The sequence below is a fragment of the Citrobacter gillenii genome (assembly GCF_013337685.1).
GTDB classification, from domain to species: Bacteria; Pseudomonadota; Gammaproteobacteria; order Enterobacterales; family Enterobacteriaceae; genus Citrobacter; species Citrobacter gillenii.
Genome location: NZ_SUQN01000002.1, coordinates 514,850 through 533,035, shown reverse-complemented (window position 1 = coordinate 533,035; position 18,186 = coordinate 514,850). Strand labels below are relative to the sequence as shown.

Here is an 18,186-nt window from a genome sequence, read left to right as displayed (position 1 = left end):
AAAATGAGTCTGAAAGAAAAAACACAATCTCTGTTTGCTGAAACATTTGGCTACCCTGCCACCCATACGATTCAGGCGCCCGGTCGCGTCAACCTGATTGGCGAACATACCGACTATAACGACGGCTTCGTTCTGCCTTGCGCCATCGACTACCAAACCGTGATCAGCTGTGCGACGCGTGACGATCGCATCGTGCGCGTGATTGCCGCTGACTACGAGAATCAGGTTGATGAGTTTTCTCTCGACGCGCCGATTATCGCCCATGACAGCCAGCAGTGGTCGAACTATGTCCGCGGCGTGGTAAAACACCTGCAAAAGCGTAATAGCGCCTTTGGCGGTGCCGATCTGGTGATCAGCGGCAATGTACCGCAGGGCGCTGGCTTAAGCTCCTCAGCGTCGCTGGAAGTGGCGGTCGGCACCGTATTCCAGCAGCTTTATCACCTGCCGCTCGACGGCGCGCAGATTGCCCTGAACGGTCAGGAAGCCGAAAACCAGTTCGTCGGTTGCAACTGCGGCATCATGGATCAGCTGATTTCTGCGCTGGGCAAGAAAGATCATGCGCTACTGATCGACTGCCGTACGCTGGGTACCAAAGCGGTCTCCATGCCTGAGGGCGTCGCCGTGGTGATCATTAACAGCAACTTTAAGCGTACGCTGGTCGGCAGTGAGTACAACACCCGTCGCGAGCAGTGCGAAACCGGCGCGCGCTTCTTCCAGCAGCCCGCGCTGCGTGATGTCAGCCTTGAGGCATTCAACGCCGTCGCCCATGAGTTGGACCCGATCGTCGCCAAACGCGTCCGCCACGTGATCACCGAAAATGCCCGTACCGTGGAAGCCGCTGATGCCCTGGCAAAAGGTGACCTTCTGCGCATGGGCCAGTTGATGGCGGAATCTCACGCCTCCATGCGCGATGACTTTGAAATTACCGTGCCGCAAATTGATACCCTGGTGGAGATCGTCAAAGCGACCATCGGCTCCCAGGGCGGCGTGCGCATGACCGGCGGCGGCTTCGGCGGCTGCATTGTGGCGCTGATCCCTGAAGCGTTGGTTCCTGCGGTACAGCAGGCTGTCGCTGCGCAGTACGAAGTGAAAACCGGTATCAAAGAAACCTTCTATGTGTGTAAACCTTCACAAGGAGCCGGACAGTGCTAAACGAAATTCCCGTCATGGCCCCCGATGGCCAGCCGTTTCGTCTGCTGACCCTGCGTAATGACGCAGGGATGGTGGTCAACCTGATGGACTGGGGCGCAACGCTGTTGTCGGCCCGCATTCCTCTGAGCGATGGTAGCGTGCGTGAAGCATTGCTCGGCTGCGCCAGCCCGGAGCAATATCCTGATCAGGCTGCGTTTCTGGGGGCATCGATTGGCCGCTACGCGAACCGTATCGCCAACAGCCGTTACACCTTCGCTGGTGAAACCATTGAATTACTGCCAAGCCAGGGTGAAAACCAGCTGCACGGCGGGCCGGACGGTTTCGATAAACGTCGCTGGCAGATAGTGAATCAGAATGATCGTCAGGTGCTGTTCGCACTGACCTCTGACGATGGCGACCAGGGTTTCCCAGGCCACCTTTGCGCGACAGCGCAGTATCGCCTGACCGACGACAATCGCATTTCAATCACCTATCGCGCGACGGTCGATAAGCCCTGCCCGGTGAATCTGACCAACCACGTTTATTTCAACCTCGACGGTGATAAAACCGATGTCCGCCAGCATAAGCTGCAGATCCTCGCCGACACGTATCTGCCGGTTGATGCGATGGGTATCCCACACGAGGGCCTAAAGCCGGTGGCGGGCACTTCTTTTGACTTCCGTACGCCAAAAGTTATCGCCAGCGAATTTCTGACCGATGACGATCAGCGCCACGTAAAAGGTTACGATCACGCTTTCCTGCTACAGGCACAAGGTGATGTCCGTAAGCCGGTCGCGCTGCTGTGGTCGCAGGATGAAAAATTGCAGATGGAGGTCTACACCTCGGCCCCGGCTTTGCAGTTCTACTCCGGGAATTTCCTCGGCGGCACGCCGTCCCGTGGCCCAGAGGCGTACGCCGACTGGCAAGGTCTGGCGCTGGAAAGCGAGTTTCTGCCGGACAGCCCGAACCATCCGGAATGGCCGCAGCCGGACTGCTTCCTGCGCCCGGGCGAAGAGTACGCCAGCGTGACGGAATACCGGTTTATTCCGGCCTGACGACTAACCATGACGAGTCCAGTATCGGGCTCGTCGTTTATTGCCCTCCCCCAACCTACTCAAAGCCTCACCACCAAAAGCCAAAATCGCAACCTTGAGTTCACAAGAACCTTACACTGTGCAGCTATTTTCGCTATGGTTATGCGTAAGCATTGCCGCTGACGCATTACGGCAATATAATGAGAACTATTATCATTCAATATGGTTTATAGGAGTGAGTGTATGGCTGTAACTAAGCTGGTTCTGGTACGTCACGGTGAAAGTCAGTGGAACAACGAAAACCGCTTTACCGGTTGGTACGATGTTGATCTGTCCGAGAAAGGCGTAGGCGAAGCAAAAGCGGCGGGCAAACTGCTGCGAGAGGAAGGCTACAGCTTCGATTTTGCTTACACTTCTGTGCTCAAACGTGCCATCCACACCCTGTGGAACGTACTGGATGAACTGGATCAAGCGTGGCTTCCGGTTGAAAAATCCTGGAAGCTGAACGAACGTCATTACGGCGCTCTGCAGGGTCTGAACAAAGCCGAAACCGCTGAAAAATACGGTGACGAGCAGGTTAAACAATGGCGTCGTGGCTTCGCGGTAACACCGCCGGAGCTGACCAAAGATGACGAGCGCTATCCGGGGCACGATCCGCGTTATGCTCAACTCACTGACAAAGAGCTGCCGGTTACCGAAAGCCTGGCGCTGACCATCGAGCGTGTTATCCCTTACTGGAACGAAACCATTCTGCCGCGCATGAAAAGCGGTGAGCGCGTGATTATCGCTGCTCACGGTAACTCCCTGCGTGCGCTGGTTAAATACCTGGATAACATGGGCGAAGATGAAATTCTGGAACTGAACATTCCGACCGGCGTACCGCTGGTGTATGAGTTCGACGAAAACTTCAAGCCGATCAAACGTTACTATCTGGGTAATGCTGACGAGATCGCGGCAAAAGCGGCCGCCGTTGCCAACCAGGGTAAAGCGAAGTAATTTCTTCGCTGAATATAAAAAAGCGCGGATTATCCGCGCTTTTTTTATTTCGCCGCTACCAGGCAGTCTGCGCAGAAAAGCCTGATGGCGCTACGCTTATCAGGCCTACGAGACTCGGTTAGCCGCGACGCGTTTTGACCGCGTTTGCCAACTGGCGTAACACCGCATCAGTATCTTCCCAGCCAATGCAGGCATCGGTAATGCTCTTACCGTAGGTCAGCGGCTCGCCGCTATCCGGATTCTGATTACCTTCAACCAGATGACTTTCAATCATCACGCCAATAATCGCTTTCTCACCGCCAGCAACCTGTCCGCAAACGTCTTTCGCGACATCCATCTGCTTTTTAAACTGCTTGCTGGAGTTTGCATGGCTAAAGTCAATCATCACCTGCGGGGACAGACCTGCTTTAACCAGCCCTTCCTTCACGTCTGCAACGTGCTGAGCACTGTAGTTCGGCTCTTTACCACCGCGCAGAATGATATGGCAGTCACCATTACCACTGGTATTCACAATGGCTGAATGACCCCATTTGGTCACCGACAGGAAACAGTGCGGCGCGCCAGCGGCGTTGATGGCATCAATGGCCACTTTGATCGTACCGTCAGTCCCGTTTTTAAAGCCAACCGGGCAGGAAAGACCGGACGCCAGCTCACGGTGAACCTGGGACTCCGTCGTACGTGCGCCGATCGCCCCCCAGCTCATCAGATCGGCCAGGTACTGTGGGGTGATCATATCAAGGAATTCACCCGCTGCTGGCAAGCCGCTGTCGTTAATATCCAGCAGCAACTTACGCGCTATGCGCAGGCCATCGTTGATCTGGAAGCTGTTATCCATATGCGGATCGTTGATCAGCCCCTTCCAGCCTACGGTGGTACGCGGCTTTTCAAAATAGACGCGCATGACAATTTCAAGCTCGTCTTTAAGCTCATCACGCAGCGCCAGCAGGCGAGCGGCATAGTCTTTGGCGGCTGCCGGATCATGAATCGAGCACGGCCCGATCACAACCAGTAAGCGATCGTCGCTGCCTTTCAGAATTTTATGAATCGCTTTGCGGGCGTGAGCAACCGTATTTGCGGCATTTTCAGTAGCAGGGAATTTTTCCAGCAGTGCGACCGGGGGGAGTAACTCGTTGATCTCTTTAATGCGTAAATCGTCGTTCTGATAATTCATGATTATTCCAGCGTTGCCATACTTATATAAATGAATGCAATCCCTCCAATCTATATCTTCAGTTATAAAGTGTAAACGGGGTTTTACACTTTGGACGGATTAATCCTGGAATAAGCCAAAAAAACGCAATAAAGTAGCGATAAACGAGATCCAAACTACAATTTATAACTGCAACAGCTTATTTTTTTATTAATTTCAATATTCTATGCTGGTTTTAATTTTCATACTGAAATAGTTAACTACCTTCTGAGGATTTAACTGGCACATGCACTGTTGGAAGAGGTTATCCGACATATCGACCATAACAGGAGCATATTATGCAAATGACAAAGCTGGCCTCACTCTTTCTTACTGCCACTCTTAGCCTCGCCAGCGGCGGGGCGTTGGCTGCAGACGCAAACACGCAGTCAAATAACGGTCAGGCGAATTCTTCGGCGGATGCCGGGCAAACCGCACCGGACGCACGCGAGAACGTGGCACCGAATAATGTCGACAACAACAACGTTAATTCGGGCGGCACCATGCTCCATCCGAACGGCTCATCAATGAATCATGAAGGGATGACCAAAGACGAGATGCACAAAAACTCAATGTGCAAAGACGGTCGTTGTCCGGATATCAACAAGAAGGTAGAGACCGGAAACGGTATCAACAATGACGTAGACACCAAAACCGACGGCACCACCCAGTAAAGCTAAAAATATGGCTAATAACGGGAGAGCAAAAGCTCTCCTTTTTAATTTTGTCAGCCCAAACCCGGTATGATGTCATACAGTAATGATGAGAATAACAAAGGGATGACATTATGGCGCACTCACATACCCCCACTTCCCCTGACCTGCCCAAAGATAATAACGCCCGTCGACTGCTGTTCGCCTTCTGCATTACGGCGGGATTTATGTTCGTGGAGGTGGTCGGCGGGATCCTGTCAGGCTCGCTGGCGCTGCTGGCGGACGCCGGCCATATGCTGACAGATGCAGCCGCTCTGCTTTTTGCACTGCTGGCTGTCAGGTTTGCTCGCCGACCGCCGACCATCCGACACACGTTCGGCTGGCTGAGGCTCACGACGCTGGCCGCGTTTGTGAACGCTATCGCGCTAGTGGTGATCACCATTTTAATCGTCTGGGAGGCGATAGAGCGCTTCTATACCCCACGACCGGTAGCTGGCGGCATGATGATGGTGATTGCCGTGGCAGGTTTACTGGCTAACGTTCTTGCCTTTTGGGTGCTGCATCGCGGGAGCGAGGAGAAGAACCTCAATGTTCGCGCCGCGGCCTTGCACGTAATGGGCGATTTACTGGGGTCGGTTGGCGCGATCATCGCGGCGTTGATCATCATCTGGACCGGCTGGACGCCAGCGGATCCGATCCTGTCGATTCTGGTTTCCGTGCTGGTACTGCGTAGCGCCTGGCGGTTATTGAAAGATAGCGTGAACGAATTACTCGAAGGCGCACCGCTGTCACTGGATATTCCCGCGCTACAGCGCCACCTCAGCCGGGATATTCCTGAAGTTCGCAACGTGCACCATGTGCACGTCTGGATGGTGGGTGAAAAACCGGTGATGACGCTACATGTGCAGGTGGTTCCCCCGCACGATCACGACGCATTACTGGAACGCATTCAACATTTCCTGACGCATCATTATCAGATTGAACACGCAACGATCCAGATGGAATATCAGCCATGCAACGGGCCGGACTGCCACCTGTATCAGGGACTGTCCGGCCATTCACATCACCATCACTAATGGGAGAGCGCGCGTGAGCCACGTTCGCGCGCGCTGTTCATCCACATCCTGCTGCCGTTAAGCGCAATAACGGTGAGGATCATGTATTCCAGCGACATCGCATACACACCTTGCAGGGCGAAGATCACCACGCTGATGACGTTAATGATCACCCACAGCAGCCAGTTTTCGACGTATTTCCGCGTCATCAGGATCATCGCCGCAATCGACAGCACCATCATGCAGGAATCCCAGAACGGGAATGCATCGGGTTGCAACTCAGGTGCGGCAACCTGTAATCCCAGCCCTTGCATAATGTTCACGGCCATACGGGTCAGAAACGCGAAGACCGGATCGATAAATACCGTCATCAGACCAATCGCCACCACGCAAGCCGCCAGCCAACTTAGCGCTTTCGGCAACGGCAGCCAGCGAATTTTCAGCTCAGCCTCATGTTGGCTGGTTTGTCGGGACCAGGCATACCAGCCGTAGATATTGGCGGCAAAAAAGAACACCTGTAATAACAGGCTGGCGTAGAGTTGGATCTGAAAGAAGATGATCGCAAACAGCGTGACGTTTATCAGACCAAAGACGTAGTTGCTGATTTTCTCAAGGCTTGCCAAACCAATGCACAGTAAACCGGCAACGGTCCCCACTGCTTCAATCCATGACAGGTCGTATCCCCCCGCGCCAATCGGGATATGAACCAAAATATTCTGCGTGCTAAAAAAATCCATCTTTTCCCCCAGAGCAATAATTTATTTAAGCTCGTAGTGTAGCCGCAAATTCCAGCATGCGGTTTAACGGCAATAGTGCCCCTTCTCGCAGCGCGTCATCAACCTGTATCTCATGGGCTGCCCCACCTTGCTCAAGGCCCTCTGCAATCGCTTTGAGGCCGTTCATCGCCATCCACGGGCAATGCGCACAGCTGCGACAGGTTGCCCCCTCGCCGGCCGTCGGGGCTTCAAGCAACTCTTTGTCCGGCACAGCCTGCTGCATTTTGTAAAAAATACCCCGGTCAGTCGCCACGATAAGCTGCTTATGCGGTAACGTTTTTGCCGCGTTGATGAGCTGACTCGTCGACCCCACGGCATCGGCCATATCGACTATTGATTGAGGCGATTCAGGGTGTACCAGCACGGCTGCGTCGGGATATAACCCTTTCATGCGCGTTAATGCCTGTGTTTTGAATTCGTCATGGACGATACAGGCCCCTTGCCAACAAAGAACATCGGCTCCGGTCTGTTTTTGCACGTAGTTGCCCAGATGCTTGTCCGGAGCCCAGATGATTTTTTCACCTAAACTATCCAGGTGCTCAATAAGTTCAACCGCAATGCTGGATGTCACCACCCAGTCCGCACGCGCTTTCACTGCCGCCGACGTGTTGGCATACACCACGACGGTACGGTCAGGATGCGAATCGCAAAATGCACTGAATGCGTCGATTGGACAGCCCAGGTCTAAGGAACATTCCGCCTGCAGCGTTGGCATCAAAATGGTCTTTTCCGGGCTGAGGATTTTAGCCGTTTCGCCCATAAATCGGACCCCAGCCACCAGCAGCGTAGAGGCCGAATGCTTTGAGCCAAACCGCGCCATCTCCAGCGAGTCAGAAATGCATCCACCGGTTTCCTCAGCCAGCTGTTGGATCTCTGGGTCGGTATAATAGTGCGCCACCATCACAGCATCGCGCTCTTTTAGCAGGCGTTTGATTTTCTCGCGATAAAATTGTTTTTCATCTTCGCTCAGCGGCAGCGGCTTAGGCGGAAACGGATAAATTGCGGCTTCAGGGTCAAACATCACGCTCATCATGCTTTCTCGTTTTACTGGCTTAACGAAATAACCGAGTAAAAGCGTGACGTACGCCATAATCGGTTAGATTTGTTTTATATGCTAAACAAGATAGCGGATTGGCGTAAAAAAGTCACAATAATTGCGTTGGACAATGCCGGATGGCGACTGGCGACCCGAACCTGCTGCAGGTTCGAATCTTTGAATTCCGTACATAGCAAAAAGGCGCCTTTAGGGCGCCTTTTTACACTGGTGGGGCGTGCAGGATTCGAACCTGCGACCAATTGATTAAAAGTCAACTGCTCTACCAACTGAGCTAACGCCCCCATATGGGGTTTACTGCTTTACTCTTTTCAGGAACCCACCGCGATATTGGTGGGGCGTGCAGGATTCGAACCTGCGACCAATTGATTAAAAGTCAACTGCTCTACCAACTGAGCTAACGCCCCATACGGGTGTTGCCTGAAATATTTTTTACTCGGAACCACCAAAAATAATTGGTGGGGCGTGCAGGATTCGAACCTGCGACCAATTGATTAAAAGTCAACTGCTCTACCAACTGAGCTAACGCCCCGAGTGGTGGGTGATGACGGGATCGAACCGCCGACCCCCTCCTTGTAAGGGAGGTGCTCTCCCAGCTGAGCTAATCACCCGATACTACGCTGGATACTGCTTACTGCTAAGTTAGTGGTGGGGCGTGCAGGATTCGAACCTGCGACCAATTGATTAAAAGTCAACTGCTCTACCAACTGAGCTAACGCCCCACTTTTTTTGCCGCTTTCGGGCTGTTTGATATCCCTTGGCAACGGCGGCATATATTACTGATTTCAGATTTTAGCGCAACAAAAATTTCGATGTAAATAACTCAACTGCTTAGGAATCACACGACGCGACCAGAAATAACACGATTTCTGGTCGCATGGTGCGCATTACATCGCGCCGAGGCGTTTTTGCGCTTGTTTCGCGCCATCAGTACCAGGGTATTTAGTGATAACCTGTTGATAAACCGCTTTGGCTTTTTCTTTATCACCTTTGTCCTGCATGATGACGCCAACTTTGTACATCGCGTCTGCAGCCTTCGGTGATTTCGGGAAGTTTTTAACTACCGATGCAAAATAGAACGCCGCATCATCTTTTTTACCCTTGTTGTAATTCAACTGTCCCAGCCAGTAATTCGCGTTCGGCAGGTAGGTGGAATCAGGATAATTTTTGATGAAGTTCTGAAATGCTTCAATCGCTTCATCCTGGCGGGATTTATCCTGCACCAGCGCAATTGCCGCATTGTAATCGGTATTCGCATCGCCAGAGCTTGCTGGAACGCCTGACGTCGCTGCTGCGCCTGCACCCGACGCAGGGGCCGCAGCCCCGCTCTGGTCGCCCGCTGCGGGCTGCGCCGCTGGCGTACCACCGCTGCTAAGACTGTCCATCTGCGTCAAAATCTGCTTCTGGCGCTCAACAACCTGATTCAGTTGATACTGACTTTCCTGAATTTGACCACGCAGGGAATCAATATCGGACTGGTTATCGGAGAGTTGTTGCTGGAGTTGGGTTAAAAGCTGACTGTGAGCGTTAGAAATACGCTCGAGTTGAGTGACACGGTCTTCGACCGAGCCTGAGCCGACACTACTGATTGGCGCCTGTGCAAAAGCGGCCCAAGGGGCCGCTATGCCAACCAGTAACGACAGACTCAACAGGTGATGTCTGAAGTTACTGCTCATGCAATTCTCTTAGTAAACCAGTACGGCACGACGGTTTTTGGAGTAAGCCGCTTCGTCATGACCCAGTACTGCAGGTTTTTCTTTACCGTAAGAAACGATGGAGATCTGGTCAGCAGAAACGCCTTTACCCTGCAGGTACATCTTAACGGCGTTCGCACGACGCTCACCCAGGGAAATGTTGTACTCAGGAGTACCACGTTCGTCCGCATGACCTTCTACGGTGACTTTGTAAGACGGGTTGCTACGCAGGAAGTTAGCGTGCGCATCCAGCATTGCAGCGAAGTCAGAACGGATATCGTACTTGTCCAGATCAAAGTAAACGATGTTGTTCTGCTGCAGCTGTTGCATCTGCAGACGCGCTTGCTCTTCGGAGGACATGTTGCCGCTGCCGTTTGCATCCATACCAGTGCCGGCACCCAGCATGCCTTCGCTGCCGTCATTGCTGGCGTTCTTGTTAGAAGAACATGCCGCAATAGCCATAACAGGCAGAGCAATCATCAGCCCTTTCAGCACTTTGTTCAGTTGCATTTCAATGATTCCTTTATTAATCAATTATTTATTATCACAGATACGGCGACCAGGCAGGGAATTTAACCTGACCATCGGTTGCCGGAAGACGCGCCTTGAAACGCCCATCTGTAGAAACCAAATTCAGCACGGATCCCATCCCCTGAGAAGAGCTGTAGATTACCATAGTGCCGTTAGGTGCCAGACTTGGCGTTTCATCCAGGAACGTTGACGACAGAACTTGTACGCCACCCGCTACCAGATCTTGTTTGGCAATGTGTTGCTGCCCACTGTTTGAGCTTACCATTACCATAAATTTACCGTCGCTGCTGACATCCGCATCCTGGTTTTGCGAACCTTCCCAGGTTATGCGCTGCGGAGCACCGCCGTTGACATTAACTTTGTATACCTGCGGACGCCCGGCCTGGTCAGACGTGAAGGCCAGGTTTTGGCTGTCCGGGAACCAGGTTGGTTCCGTGTTGTTGCTGCGACCATCAGTGACCTGACGGATTTGGCCAGAGCCAATGTCCATCACATACAGATTCAGACTACCGGTTTTAGACAGAGCAAATGCCAGTTTGCTGCCATCCGGAGAGAATGCTGGCGCACCGTTGTGACGCGGGAACGACGCAACCTGACGCACTGCGCCGTTAGACAGCGTCTGGATAACCAGTGCAGAACGACCGCTTTCAAAGGTTACGTAGGCCAGTTTAGACCCGTCCGGAGACCATGCCGGAGACATCAACGGCTGCGGAGAGCGGTGAACCACAAACTGGTTGTAGCCATCGTAGTCAGACACGCGTAATTCATACGGGAACTGGCCACCGTTAGTCTGAACAACGTACGCGATACGGGTACGGAATGCGCCCTTAATACCGGTCAGTTTTTCAAACACTTCGTCACTGGCAGTATGGCCCGCGTAACGCAGCCACTGCTTGTTCACTTTGTAGGTGTTCTGTGCCAGTACGGTACCCGGTGCACCACCGGTATCCACCAGCTGATAAGCCACGCTGTAGGAACCGTCCGGATTCGGCGTAACCTTACCGACTACTACGGCATCAATACCCAGCGCAGACCATGCCGCAGGCTGAACTTCTGCCGCAGTGCCCGGCTGCTGAGGCAGACGAGACCGGTCTAATGGGTTGAATTTACCGCTGTTACGCAGGTCAGCGCCCACGATACCACCGATATCTTCAGGTGCAGCACCCGGCCCTGCCCACTGGAACGGGACAACACCAATCGGGCGCGCCGAGTCCACCCCTTGGGTGATCTCGATACGTACTTCTGCATGCAGCACCGCTGCCCACAGCATCAGAAAACCAAATGCTACTCGTAATGCCTGCTTCATCATATCTCCCTTATCTGGACCAAAAGCCCACGATAATTTAGCAGAATGTTAACAAACTCAAATACACAAAACTACCAGAACTCTGTCTCAACCTTAGACTGTTTTCGTCCGAAAATACGGAAAAACGGTTACAGTTTAAAATCCAGTTTGGCGTCTTTTATCTTTTCGTAAACAGCCTGGTTAGGCGGTTTAGGAATACTTGCCGATCTCGCCGCCGCTAACGCGGCCTGGCATAGTGCAGGATCTCCACCTTCAGATGTCACACTCTTTAATCGTCCATCTGGTGCCAGGTTAATGTGCAGTACGCATTGTTTACCCTGGTAGAGGCCCGCATCAAACAGACGGCTCTGAATCGCGACCTGAATTTGCTTCGCGTAAGCGCTGATATCAGCACCTGTTGCGCCACCATTCGCACCACTTGTACCACTGTCTTTCGACGGTTGTCCGCTACCTTTCGCGCCACCACCTGATTTCGGTGCATTCTTACCGGAGCTTAAATCACCTAACAGATCGTCAACGCCAGAGGCGGCAGCAGCTTTCTCCGCCGCGGCTTTTTTAGCAGCTGCAGCTTTATCAGCAGCCGCTTTCTTATCGGCTGCTGCCTTTTCTGCAGCGGCGGCTTTCTTGTCTGCTGCCGCTTTTTCGGCTGCTGCTTTCTTATCAGCAGCGGCCTTTTCAGCGGCGGCAGCTTTCGCGGCTGCAGCTTTCTCTGCAGCTGCAGCGGCCTTCTCTGCTGCGGCCTTCTCGGCAGCAGCTTGCTTAGCGGCTTCTGCTTGTGCTTTTTTCGCTGCATCTGCAGCAGCCTTGGCGGCTTGCGCCTCGGCAACTTTCTTCGCATCAGCGGCGGCTTTTGCTGCGGCGTCAGCCTCTGCTTTTTTCGCCGCGTCAGCGGCGGCTTTCCTCGCAGAATCTGCAGCTTGTTTCGCCTGAGCGTCCGCCTTGGCTTTGGCGTCTGCAGCAGCTTTCGCCGCCGCTTCTTCAGCCTGCTTCTGTTGCTCCTGCGCTTTCGCGGCCGCAGCTTCAGCCTGTTTTTGCTGTTCCGTCTGTTCGCGCACTTTTTCCTGCGCGGCTAAACGTTCTTTCTCTAGCTGCTTCAGTCGTTCCTGCTCGGCCGCCTGCTTCTCACGAAGTTCCTCGGCCTGCTGCTGCGCCTGCTTTTCACGCTGTTCTTCTGCGCGTTTCGCACTTGCCTGCTGCTGCTGTTGCCTGTCGTACTGTTGAACAACGGCACCAGGGTCGACCATGACGGCGTCAATAGACGAACCGCCACCGCCGCCTGAAGCATCAATGTGCTCATCGAACGAACTCCAGATCAATGCCGCAAATAAAATGACATGCAGCACCGCTGAAATAATTATCGCCCGTTTGAGCTTGTCGTTTTGTTCGGTTGCCTTTGACACTCTGGGTTCCCAAAAAACTGTTCGCCTGTTACGCGCTATCTTTCAAGCCAGGAATACGCAGACATCAAATTGGCTGCGTCATCAAGCCAACCGATTTCACGCCTGCGCTGTGTAACAGGTTCAGCGCTTTAATTATTTCATCATAAGGCACGTCTTTCGCACCACCGATTAAGAAGACCGTTTTCGGATTGGTCTGCAGGCGGCTTTTCGCTTCCGCGATAACCTGCTCCGGCGGCAGTTGATCCATTCTGTCTTTCTCAACCACCACGCTGTACTGCCCAACACCGGAAACTTCAATAATGACCGGTGGTTCGTCGTTACTGCTGACGGCCTGCGATTCGGTCGCATCCGGCAGATCGACTTCCACGCTCTGGGTAATGATCGGCGCCGTTGCCATAAAGATCAGCAGCAGCACCAGCAGTACATCGAGCAGCGGTACAATATTGATTTCGGACTTAAGTTCGCGACGACCTCGTCCACGCGTTCTGGCCATGGTTTACCCCTTGTTGCTCTCGCTAACGGTAAACGCCTGGCGGTGCAGAATCGCGGTGAACTCTTCCATGAAGTTGTCGTAATTCAGTTCCAGCTTATTCACACGCTGATTCAGTCGGTTGTACGCCATTACCGCCGGGATTGCCGCAAACAGACCGATTGCGGTGGCAATCAGTGCTTCTGCGATACCCGGAGCAACCATTTGCAGGGTTGCCTGTTTTACCGCACCGAGGGCGATAAACGCATGCATGATCCCCCAAACGGTACCGAACAGACCGATATACGGACTGATGGAACCGACGGTGCCGAGGAACGGAATATGCGTTTCCAGTGTTTCCAGCTCACGGTTCATGGAGATACGCATCGCACGGGATGCCCCCTCAACCACCGCTTCCGGTGCATGGCTATTAGCCCGATGCAATCGCGCAAATTCTTTGAATCCGCTATAGAAAATTTGTTCAGAACCCGTCAGGTTATCACGACGCCCCTGACTTTCCTGATACAGGCGCGATAATTCGATGCCGGACCAAAACTTGTCTTCAAACGCTTCTGCTTCACGTGAAGCCGCATTCAGTATACGGGTCCGCTGGATAATAATGGCCCAGGATGCGATTGAGAAACCAATCAAAATCAACATGATAAGTTTAACCAGAAGGCTTGCCTTCAGGAACAAATCAAGGATATTCATGTCAGTCACTGCTTAAACTCCGCGACAATAGACTTGGGAAGCGCACGAGGCTTCATCTTGAGTGGATCAACGCAAACAATCAGAACTTCGGCTTCATTCAGCACGGTGTTCTCTGCGTTGACAATGCGTTGCGTGAAAACCAATGAGGTGCCACGCATTGACGTAATTTCGGTTTGGACTTCGAGCATGTCGTCGAGCCTGGCTGGCGCAAAATATTCTAGGGTCATCTTGCGCACCACAAAGGCTACACGTTCGGCCAGCAGCACTTGCTGACTAAAGTGATGATGACGCAGCATCTCTGTGCGTGCTCGTTCATAAAAAGCGACGTAACTGGCGTGGTAAACCACCCCACCGGCGTCGGTGTCTTCATAATAGACACGAACCGGCCATCGAAAAATATACTTATTCATTCTTACTGCCTCTTTGTTGGCTTCGCCCACTCACACCGGTTACTTACTTTTGTAAGCGCCAAGTGACTCGCGTTCTTGCCGCCGCGATGCTTCAAGAATGTCGTTTGTATATCGCGTTGTATTCACTTTACATCCCGGTAATGCAACAAAAGTTAGAGCTTTTAACCGGTGCTACTATACGCGCGGGAATGATGCTTTGGAATGGGGGAAAGTAAACGGAGAGTAAAAAATTATGGGCTTATGCAAGCCCATAAATATTTAAGGATGTTTCTTATTCAAAAGAAGAAGAAAATCAGACCAACCACCAGCACGATGTCGGCTATCAGCGGGCAGAAGATGCCCTGCCAGTGCACCGCGCGAGGACGAAACCCGACGCCATGGATAATGCCAGCGCAGACCGCCCACATCAGCAGAAGGCCATGCCAGATTTCAAGCTCGCTGGTTTTTGCTGCGAAGCGTGAGGGATCCCAAAAAATACATCCTGCCAACACTAACGCCATGACTAAAGAAAGCGCCCGCAAGGGGCGCTTATCCATCGCGTTATATAACATCGCGATAACGTTGGTCATTAGCTTTCTTCTGGCCCTGCTTTGCCTGCTTCGACATGCTCAAGCGCCAGCGCTGTGATTATCCCAAATGCACAGGCAAGAAGCGTTCCCAAAATCCATGCGAAATACCACATTTTAAGCTCCTTACTTAGTACAGAGAGTGGGTGTTGTTTTCAATATCTTCTTTGGTGATACGACCGAACATTTTCCAGTAACACCAGCTGGTGTAGAGCAGAATGATCGGTACAAACACCGCCGCAACCCAGGTCATCAGGTTCAATGTTCTCTGGCTGGAGGTAGCATCCCACATGGTCAGGCTGGCATTCATCATGGTGCTGGATGGCATCACAAATGGGAACATTGCGATACCCGCAGTCAGGATGATGCAGGCCAACGTCAGTGAAGAGAAGACGAACGCCCAGGCCCCTTTCTCCATACGAGACGTCAGGATGGTCAGCAGCGGCAGGGCTACACCCAGAGCCGGAACCAGCCACAGGATAGGTGCATTGTTAAAGTTCACCATCCATGCGCCCGCAACTCGCGCGACTTCTTTGGTCATCGGGTTAGAGGCAGCGTGGTGATCCAGTGCAGAGGTCACAACATAACCGTCAATACCGTACATCACCCAGACACCGGCCAGCGCGAAGCACACCAGAGTAACCAGCGCGGCAACCTGTGAAGTAGCACGTGCACGCAGGTGCAGTTCACCTACAGTACGCATCTGCAGATAGGTCGCTCCCTGAGTGATGATCATGCCCACGCTTACTACACCGGCCAGCAGACCAAACGGATTCAGTAACTGGAAGAAGTTACCGGTGTAGTACAAACGCATGTACTCATCCATATGGAACGGAACCCCTTGCAGCAGGTTACCGAACGCCACACCAATGACCAGCGGCGGTACGAAGCTACCAATGAAGATGCCCCAGTCCCACATGTTGCGCCAGCGCATGTCTTCAATCTTAGAGCGGTAATCAAAACCGACCGGACGGAAGAACAAGGACGCCAGTACCAGAATCATCGCCACATAGAAGCCGGAGAACGCAGCGGCATACACCATCGGCCAGGCAGCAAATAATGCGCCGCCCGCGGTGATGAGCCAAACCTGGTTACCGTCCCAGTGTGGGGCGATGGAGTTAATCATAATTCGACGCTCGGTATCATTACGACCGAGGAAACGGGTGAGCATGCCCACCCCCATGTCGAAACCATCAGTGACTGCAAAACCAATCAGCAGAATGCCAACCAGCAGCCACCAGATAAAACGCAATACTTCATAATCGATCATTTGACGACTCCTGTCTTAGCGTGCCGGCTGAGAAGTCACAGTGGACTGCTCGTAGTGATAACGACCGGTTTTCAGGCTGCTCGGGCCAAGGCGTGCGAACTTGAACATCAGGTACAGTTCAGCCACCAGGAACAGGGTATACAGGCCGCAAATCAACAGCATCGAGAAGATCAGGTCGCCCGCAGTCAGTGACGAGTTCGCCACGGCTGTCGGTAGCACTTCACCTATCGCCCACGGCTGACGCCCGTACTCTGCAACAAACCAACCGGACTCAATCGCAATCCATGGCAGCGGAAGCGCATACAGCGCCGTGCGCAGCAGCCATTTTTTCTCACCGATACGGTTACGAATGACGGTCCAGAAGGAAACCGCGATGATAGCCAGCATCAGAATGCCGCACGCCACCATGATACGGAACGCAAAGTACAGCGGAGCGACACGAGGAATAGAATCTTTCGTTGCCTGCTGAATTTGTGCTTCGGTCGCGTCGGTCACTTTGTCGGTATAGCGTTTCAGCAGCAGACCATATCCCAGGTCTTTCTTCATGCTGTTGAACTGGTCACGAACGGCCTGATCGGTGGAACCCGCACGCAGTTCTTCCAGCAGCTGATACGCTTTCATCCCGTTACGGATACGCTCTTCGTGCTGCACCATCAGGTCTTTCAGACCAATGACCGGCGTATCAACAGAGCGGGTGGCAATGATGCCCAGCGCGTAAGGGATTTGAATCGCAAAATGGTTTTCCTGCGCATCCTGGTCCGGAATACCGAACAGCGTAAAGGATGCCGGTGCAGGCTGGGTTTCCCACTCTGCTTCAATCGCGGCAAGTTTGGTTTTCTGCACGTCGCCCATTTCGTAACCGGACTCATCACCCAGAACGATAACAGACAGAATGGCAGCCATACCGAAGCTGGCAGCGATGGCAAAAGAACGCTTAGCAAATGCGAAGTCACGACCGCGCAGCATATAGTAAGAGCTGATACCCAGAACGAACATCGCGCCGCAGACATAACCAGACGCTACAGTGTGAACAAATTTCACCTGTGCAACCGGGTTAAGCACCAGTTCAGAGAAGCTCAGCATCTCCATGCGCATGGTTTCGAAGTTGAAATCCGCTGCAATTGGGTTTTGCATCCAGCCGTTCGCCACGAGGATCCACAGCGCAGACAGGTTAGAACCCAATGCCACCAACCAGGTGACGCACATATGCTGGACTTTACTCAGACGGTCCCAGCCGAAGAAGAACAGACCTACAAAGGTGGATTCGAGGAAGAAGGCCATCAAACCTTCGATCGCCAGCGGCGCACCGAAAATATCCCCGACATAGTGGGAATAGTAAGACCAGTTAGTCCCGAACTGGAACTCCATGGTCAGACCGGTAGCCACACCCAGAGCGAAGTTGATACCAAACAACTTGCCCCAGAACTTGGTCATATCTTTATAAATCTGTTTGCCGGAAAGGACGTAGACCGTTTCCATGATGGCCAACAAAAACGCCATACCCAGCGTTAGTGGCACAAAAAGGAAGTGGTACATCGCGGTCAAGGCAAACTGTAAGCGCGACAGTTCGACTATATCTAACATCATGACTCCTTGCTCATCGCATGAAGACTCCGAGAGTGAACCCCGTTAGAAAGGGTCACACGCATGCCCCAATACAAATTTATTTGCGTCCTTCCACCGTCGCTCTTTCTTCTCATTTGAAGAAAGGACAATGATGAAAAGTTACAAACATGTTAATAAAACACTCAAATTGATCCCGCAATTATATTACGCCGTAAAATCCTTACAATAAACAGGTTTTTATCGAGACAAATTTGCATTTTTCGATAGTGATCAATTTATAGCTAATTTACCACTTTCAGACCAATTTGATCTGCAGCAATTTAACCTCATTTGATGAGGTTTACCAAGTTTTAAACATTGATTTAAATCAATTTA

General features: G+C 52.5%; 19 protein-coding genes and 5 tRNA genes. 5 read left to right on the top strand and 19 right to left on the bottom strand.

Going from position 1 to position 18,186, the window contains the following annotated elements; all coding sequences use genetic code 11:
* Positions 1–3: 3 nt before the first annotated feature.
* From galK to gpmA, 3 genes are all read left to right on the top strand, one after another.
* Positions 4–1,152 carry a galactokinase gene (galK, locus tag FCH32_RS06295; protein WP_135912374.1) on the top strand — a complete coding sequence of 383 codons (1,149 nt, stop codon included), beginning with the start codon at positions 4–6 and terminating at the stop codon, positions 1,150–1,152.
* A complete protein-coding gene (gene galM, locus FCH32_RS06290) occupies positions 1,146–2,186 on the top strand; it encodes a galactose-1-epimerase (RefSeq protein WP_146717147.1) in 1,041 nt (346 codons plus the stop codon). Before galK ends, galM begins: the two co-directional genes overlap by 7 nt.
* A gap of 222 nt (positions 2,187–2,408) precedes the next feature.
* Positions 2,409–3,161, top strand: a complete 753-nt coding sequence (gene gpmA, locus FCH32_RS06285) for a 2,3-diphosphoglycerate-dependent phosphoglycerate mutase (protein WP_096757810.1) — start codon at positions 2,409–2,411, stop codon at positions 3,159–3,161.
* Between the two features lie 118 nt (positions 3,162–3,279).
* Here gpmA and aroG read toward each other — a convergent pair whose 3' ends face one another.
* Positions 3,280–4,332: a 3-deoxy-7-phosphoheptulonate synthase AroG gene (gene aroG / locus FCH32_RS06280; protein ID WP_115259029.1), complete on the bottom strand. Its 1,053-nt coding sequence runs from the start codon at positions 4,330–4,332 to the stop codon at positions 3,280–3,282.
* A gap of 317 nt (positions 4,333–4,649) precedes the next feature.
* On the opposite strand from aroG, the gene FCH32_RS06275 reads away from it, so the two are divergent.
* A complete protein-coding gene (locus FCH32_RS06275) occupies positions 4,650–5,024 on the top strand; it encodes a YbgS-like family protein (protein WP_135912375.1) in 375 nt (124 codons plus the stop codon).
* 113 nt (positions 5,025–5,137) lie between these two features.
* Positions 5,138–6,079 carry a CDF family zinc transporter ZitB gene (gene zitB, locus FCH32_RS06270; RefSeq protein WP_115259031.1) on the top strand — a complete coding sequence of 314 codons (942 nt, stop codon included), beginning with the start codon at positions 5,138–5,140 and terminating at the stop codon, positions 6,077–6,079.
* Here zitB and pnuC read toward each other — a convergent pair.
* From pnuC to cydA, 18 genes are all read right to left on the bottom strand, one after another.
* Complete coding sequence (gene pnuC / locus FCH32_RS06265) at positions 6,076–6,795, bottom strand: nicotinamide riboside transporter PnuC (RefSeq protein ID WP_096757814.1); 720 nt, start codon at positions 6,793–6,795, stop codon at positions 6,076–6,078. The genes zitB and pnuC overlap by 4 nt on opposite strands.
* 25 nt (positions 6,796–6,820) lie before the next feature.
* Positions 6,821–7,864 carry a quinolinate synthase NadA gene (gene nadA / locus FCH32_RS06260; RefSeq protein WP_117341645.1) on the bottom strand — a complete coding sequence of 348 codons (1,044 nt, stop codon included), beginning with the start codon at positions 7,862–7,864 and terminating at the stop codon, positions 6,821–6,823.
* A gap of 232 nt (positions 7,865–8,096) precedes the next feature.
* Positions 8,097–8,172 (bottom strand) — tRNA-Lys (locus FCH32_RS06255).
* A gap of 47 nt (positions 8,173–8,219) precedes the next feature.
* Positions 8,220–8,295: transfer RNA gene (locus FCH32_RS06250), tRNA-Lys, on the bottom strand.
* 49 nt (positions 8,296–8,344) lie between these two features.
* Positions 8,345–8,420 (bottom strand) — tRNA-Lys (locus tag FCH32_RS06245).
* Positions 8,421–8,423: 3 nt separating this feature from the next.
* Positions 8,424–8,499 (bottom strand) — tRNA-Val (locus FCH32_RS06240).
* Positions 8,500–8,534: 35 nt separating this feature from the next.
* Positions 8,535–8,610: transfer RNA gene (locus tag FCH32_RS06235), tRNA-Lys, on the bottom strand.
* 165 nt (positions 8,611–8,775) lie between these two features.
* Positions 8,776–9,564, bottom strand: a complete 789-nt coding sequence (gene cpoB, locus FCH32_RS06230) for a cell division protein CpoB (RefSeq protein WP_174360654.1) — start codon at positions 9,562–9,564, stop codon at positions 8,776–8,778.
* Between the two features lie 9 nt (positions 9,565–9,573).
* Positions 9,574–10,092: a peptidoglycan-associated lipoprotein Pal gene (gene pal / locus FCH32_RS06225; RefSeq protein ID WP_006685431.1), complete on the bottom strand. Its 519-nt coding sequence runs from the start codon at positions 10,090–10,092 to the stop codon at positions 9,574–9,576.
* Positions 10,093–10,126: 34 nt separating this feature from the next.
* Entirely contained in the window at positions 10,127–11,419 is a 1,293-nt protein-coding gene (tolB, locus tag FCH32_RS06220; RefSeq protein ID WP_096757817.1) for a Tol-Pal system beta propeller repeat protein TolB, read from the bottom strand.
* A gap of 128 nt (positions 11,420–11,547) precedes the next feature.
* Positions 11,548–12,819: a cell envelope integrity protein TolA gene (gene tolA, locus FCH32_RS06215; RefSeq protein WP_174360653.1), complete on the bottom strand. Its 1,272-nt coding sequence runs from the start codon at positions 12,817–12,819 to the stop codon at positions 11,548–11,550.
* 64 nt (positions 12,820–12,883) lie between these two features.
* Entirely contained in the window at positions 12,884–13,312 is a 429-nt protein-coding gene (tolR, locus tag FCH32_RS06210) for a colicin uptake protein TolR (RefSeq protein WP_005125437.1), read from the bottom strand.
* 3 nt (positions 13,313–13,315) lie between these two features.
* The gene (gene tolQ, locus FCH32_RS06205; RefSeq protein ID WP_096757819.1) at positions 13,316–14,008 is read right to left on the bottom strand and encodes a Tol-Pal system protein TolQ; all 693 of its coding nucleotides are present in this window, start codon (positions 14,006–14,008) and stop codon (positions 13,316–13,318) included.
* On the bottom strand, positions 14,005–14,409 hold the full coding sequence (ybgC, locus tag FCH32_RS06200) for a tol-pal system-associated acyl-CoA thioesterase (protein WP_045441116.1): 405 nt from the start codon (positions 14,407–14,409) through the stop codon (positions 14,005–14,007). Before ybgC ends, tolQ begins: the two co-directional genes overlap by 4 nt.
* Positions 14,410–14,684: 275 nt before the next feature.
* A complete protein-coding gene (gene ybgE / locus FCH32_RS06195) occupies positions 14,685–14,978 on the bottom strand; it encodes a cyd operon protein YbgE (protein ID WP_096757820.1) in 294 nt (97 codons plus the stop codon).
* The gene (cydX, locus tag FCH32_RS06190) at positions 14,978–15,091 is read right to left on the bottom strand and encodes a cytochrome bd-I oxidase subunit CydX (RefSeq protein ID WP_096757821.1); all 114 of its coding nucleotides are present in this window, start codon (positions 15,089–15,091) and stop codon (positions 14,978–14,980) included. Before cydX ends, ybgE begins: the two co-directional genes overlap by 1 nt.
* A 14-nt stretch (positions 15,092–15,105) precedes the next feature.
* Positions 15,106–16,245: a cytochrome d ubiquinol oxidase subunit II gene (gene cydB, locus FCH32_RS06185; RefSeq protein ID WP_115259034.1), complete on the bottom strand. Its 1,140-nt coding sequence runs from the start codon at positions 16,243–16,245 to the stop codon at positions 15,106–15,108.
* A gap of 15 nt (positions 16,246–16,260) precedes the next feature.
* A complete protein-coding gene (gene cydA / locus FCH32_RS06180) occupies positions 16,261–17,829 on the bottom strand; it encodes a cytochrome ubiquinol oxidase subunit I (RefSeq protein ID WP_096757823.1) in 1,569 nt (522 codons plus the stop codon).
* Positions 17,830–18,186 lie beyond the last annotated feature (357 nt).

Excerpts from the sequence above, each read along its gene's own strand:
- galK (WP_135912374.1), top strand. The coding sequence starts at position 4 with ATGAGTCTGAAAGAAAAAACACAATCTCTGTTTGCTGAAACATTTGGC.
- gpmA (WP_096757810.1), top strand. The coding sequence starts at position 2,409 with ATGGCTGTAACTAAGCTGGTTCTGGTACGTCACGGTGAAAGTCAGTGG.
- aroG (WP_115259029.1), bottom strand. The coding sequence starts at position 4,332 with ATGAATTATCAGAACGACGATTTACGCATTAAAGAGATCAACGAGTTA.
- FCH32_RS06275 (WP_135912375.1), top strand. The coding sequence starts at position 4,650 with ATGCAAATGACAAAGCTGGCCTCACTCTTTCTTACTGCCACTCTTAGC.
- zitB (WP_115259031.1), top strand. The coding sequence starts at position 5,138 with ATGGCGCACTCACATACCCCCACTTCCCCTGACCTGCCCAAAGATAAT.
- pnuC (WP_096757814.1), bottom strand. The coding sequence starts at position 6,795 with ATGGATTTTTTTAGCACGCAGAATATTTTGGTTCATATCCCGATTGGC.
- nadA (WP_117341645.1), bottom strand. The coding sequence starts at position 7,864 with ATGAGCGTGATGTTTGACCCTGAAGCCGCAATTTATCCGTTTCCGCCT.
- cpoB (WP_174360654.1), bottom strand. The coding sequence starts at position 9,564 with ATGAGCAGTAACTTCAGACATCACCTGTTGAGTCTGTCGTTACTGGTT.
- pal (WP_006685431.1), bottom strand. The coding sequence starts at position 10,092 with ATGCAACTGAACAAAGTGCTGAAAGGGCTGATGATTGCTCTGCCTGTT.
- tolB (WP_096757817.1), bottom strand. The coding sequence starts at position 11,419 with ATGAAGCAGGCATTACGAGTAGCATTTGGTTTTCTGATGCTGTGGGCA.
- tolR (WP_005125437.1), bottom strand. The coding sequence starts at position 13,312 with ATGGCCAGAACGCGTGGACGAGGTCGTCGCGAACTTAAGTCCGAAATC.
- ybgC (WP_045441116.1), bottom strand. The coding sequence starts at position 14,409 with ATGAATAAGTATATTTTTCGATGGCCGGTTCGTGTCTATTATGAAGAC.
- ybgE (WP_096757820.1), bottom strand. The coding sequence starts at position 14,978 with ATGACCAACGTTATCGCGATGTTATATAACGCGATGGATAAGCGCCCC.
- cydX (WP_096757821.1), bottom strand. The coding sequence starts at position 15,091 with ATGTGGTATTTCGCATGGATTTTGGGAACGCTTCTTGCCTGTGCATTT.
- cydB (WP_115259034.1), bottom strand. The coding sequence starts at position 16,245 with ATGATCGATTATGAAGTATTGCGTTTTATCTGGTGGCTGCTGGTTGGC.
- cydA (WP_096757823.1), bottom strand. The coding sequence starts at position 17,829 with ATGTTAGATATAGTCGAACTGTCGCGCTTACAGTTTGCCTTGACCGCG.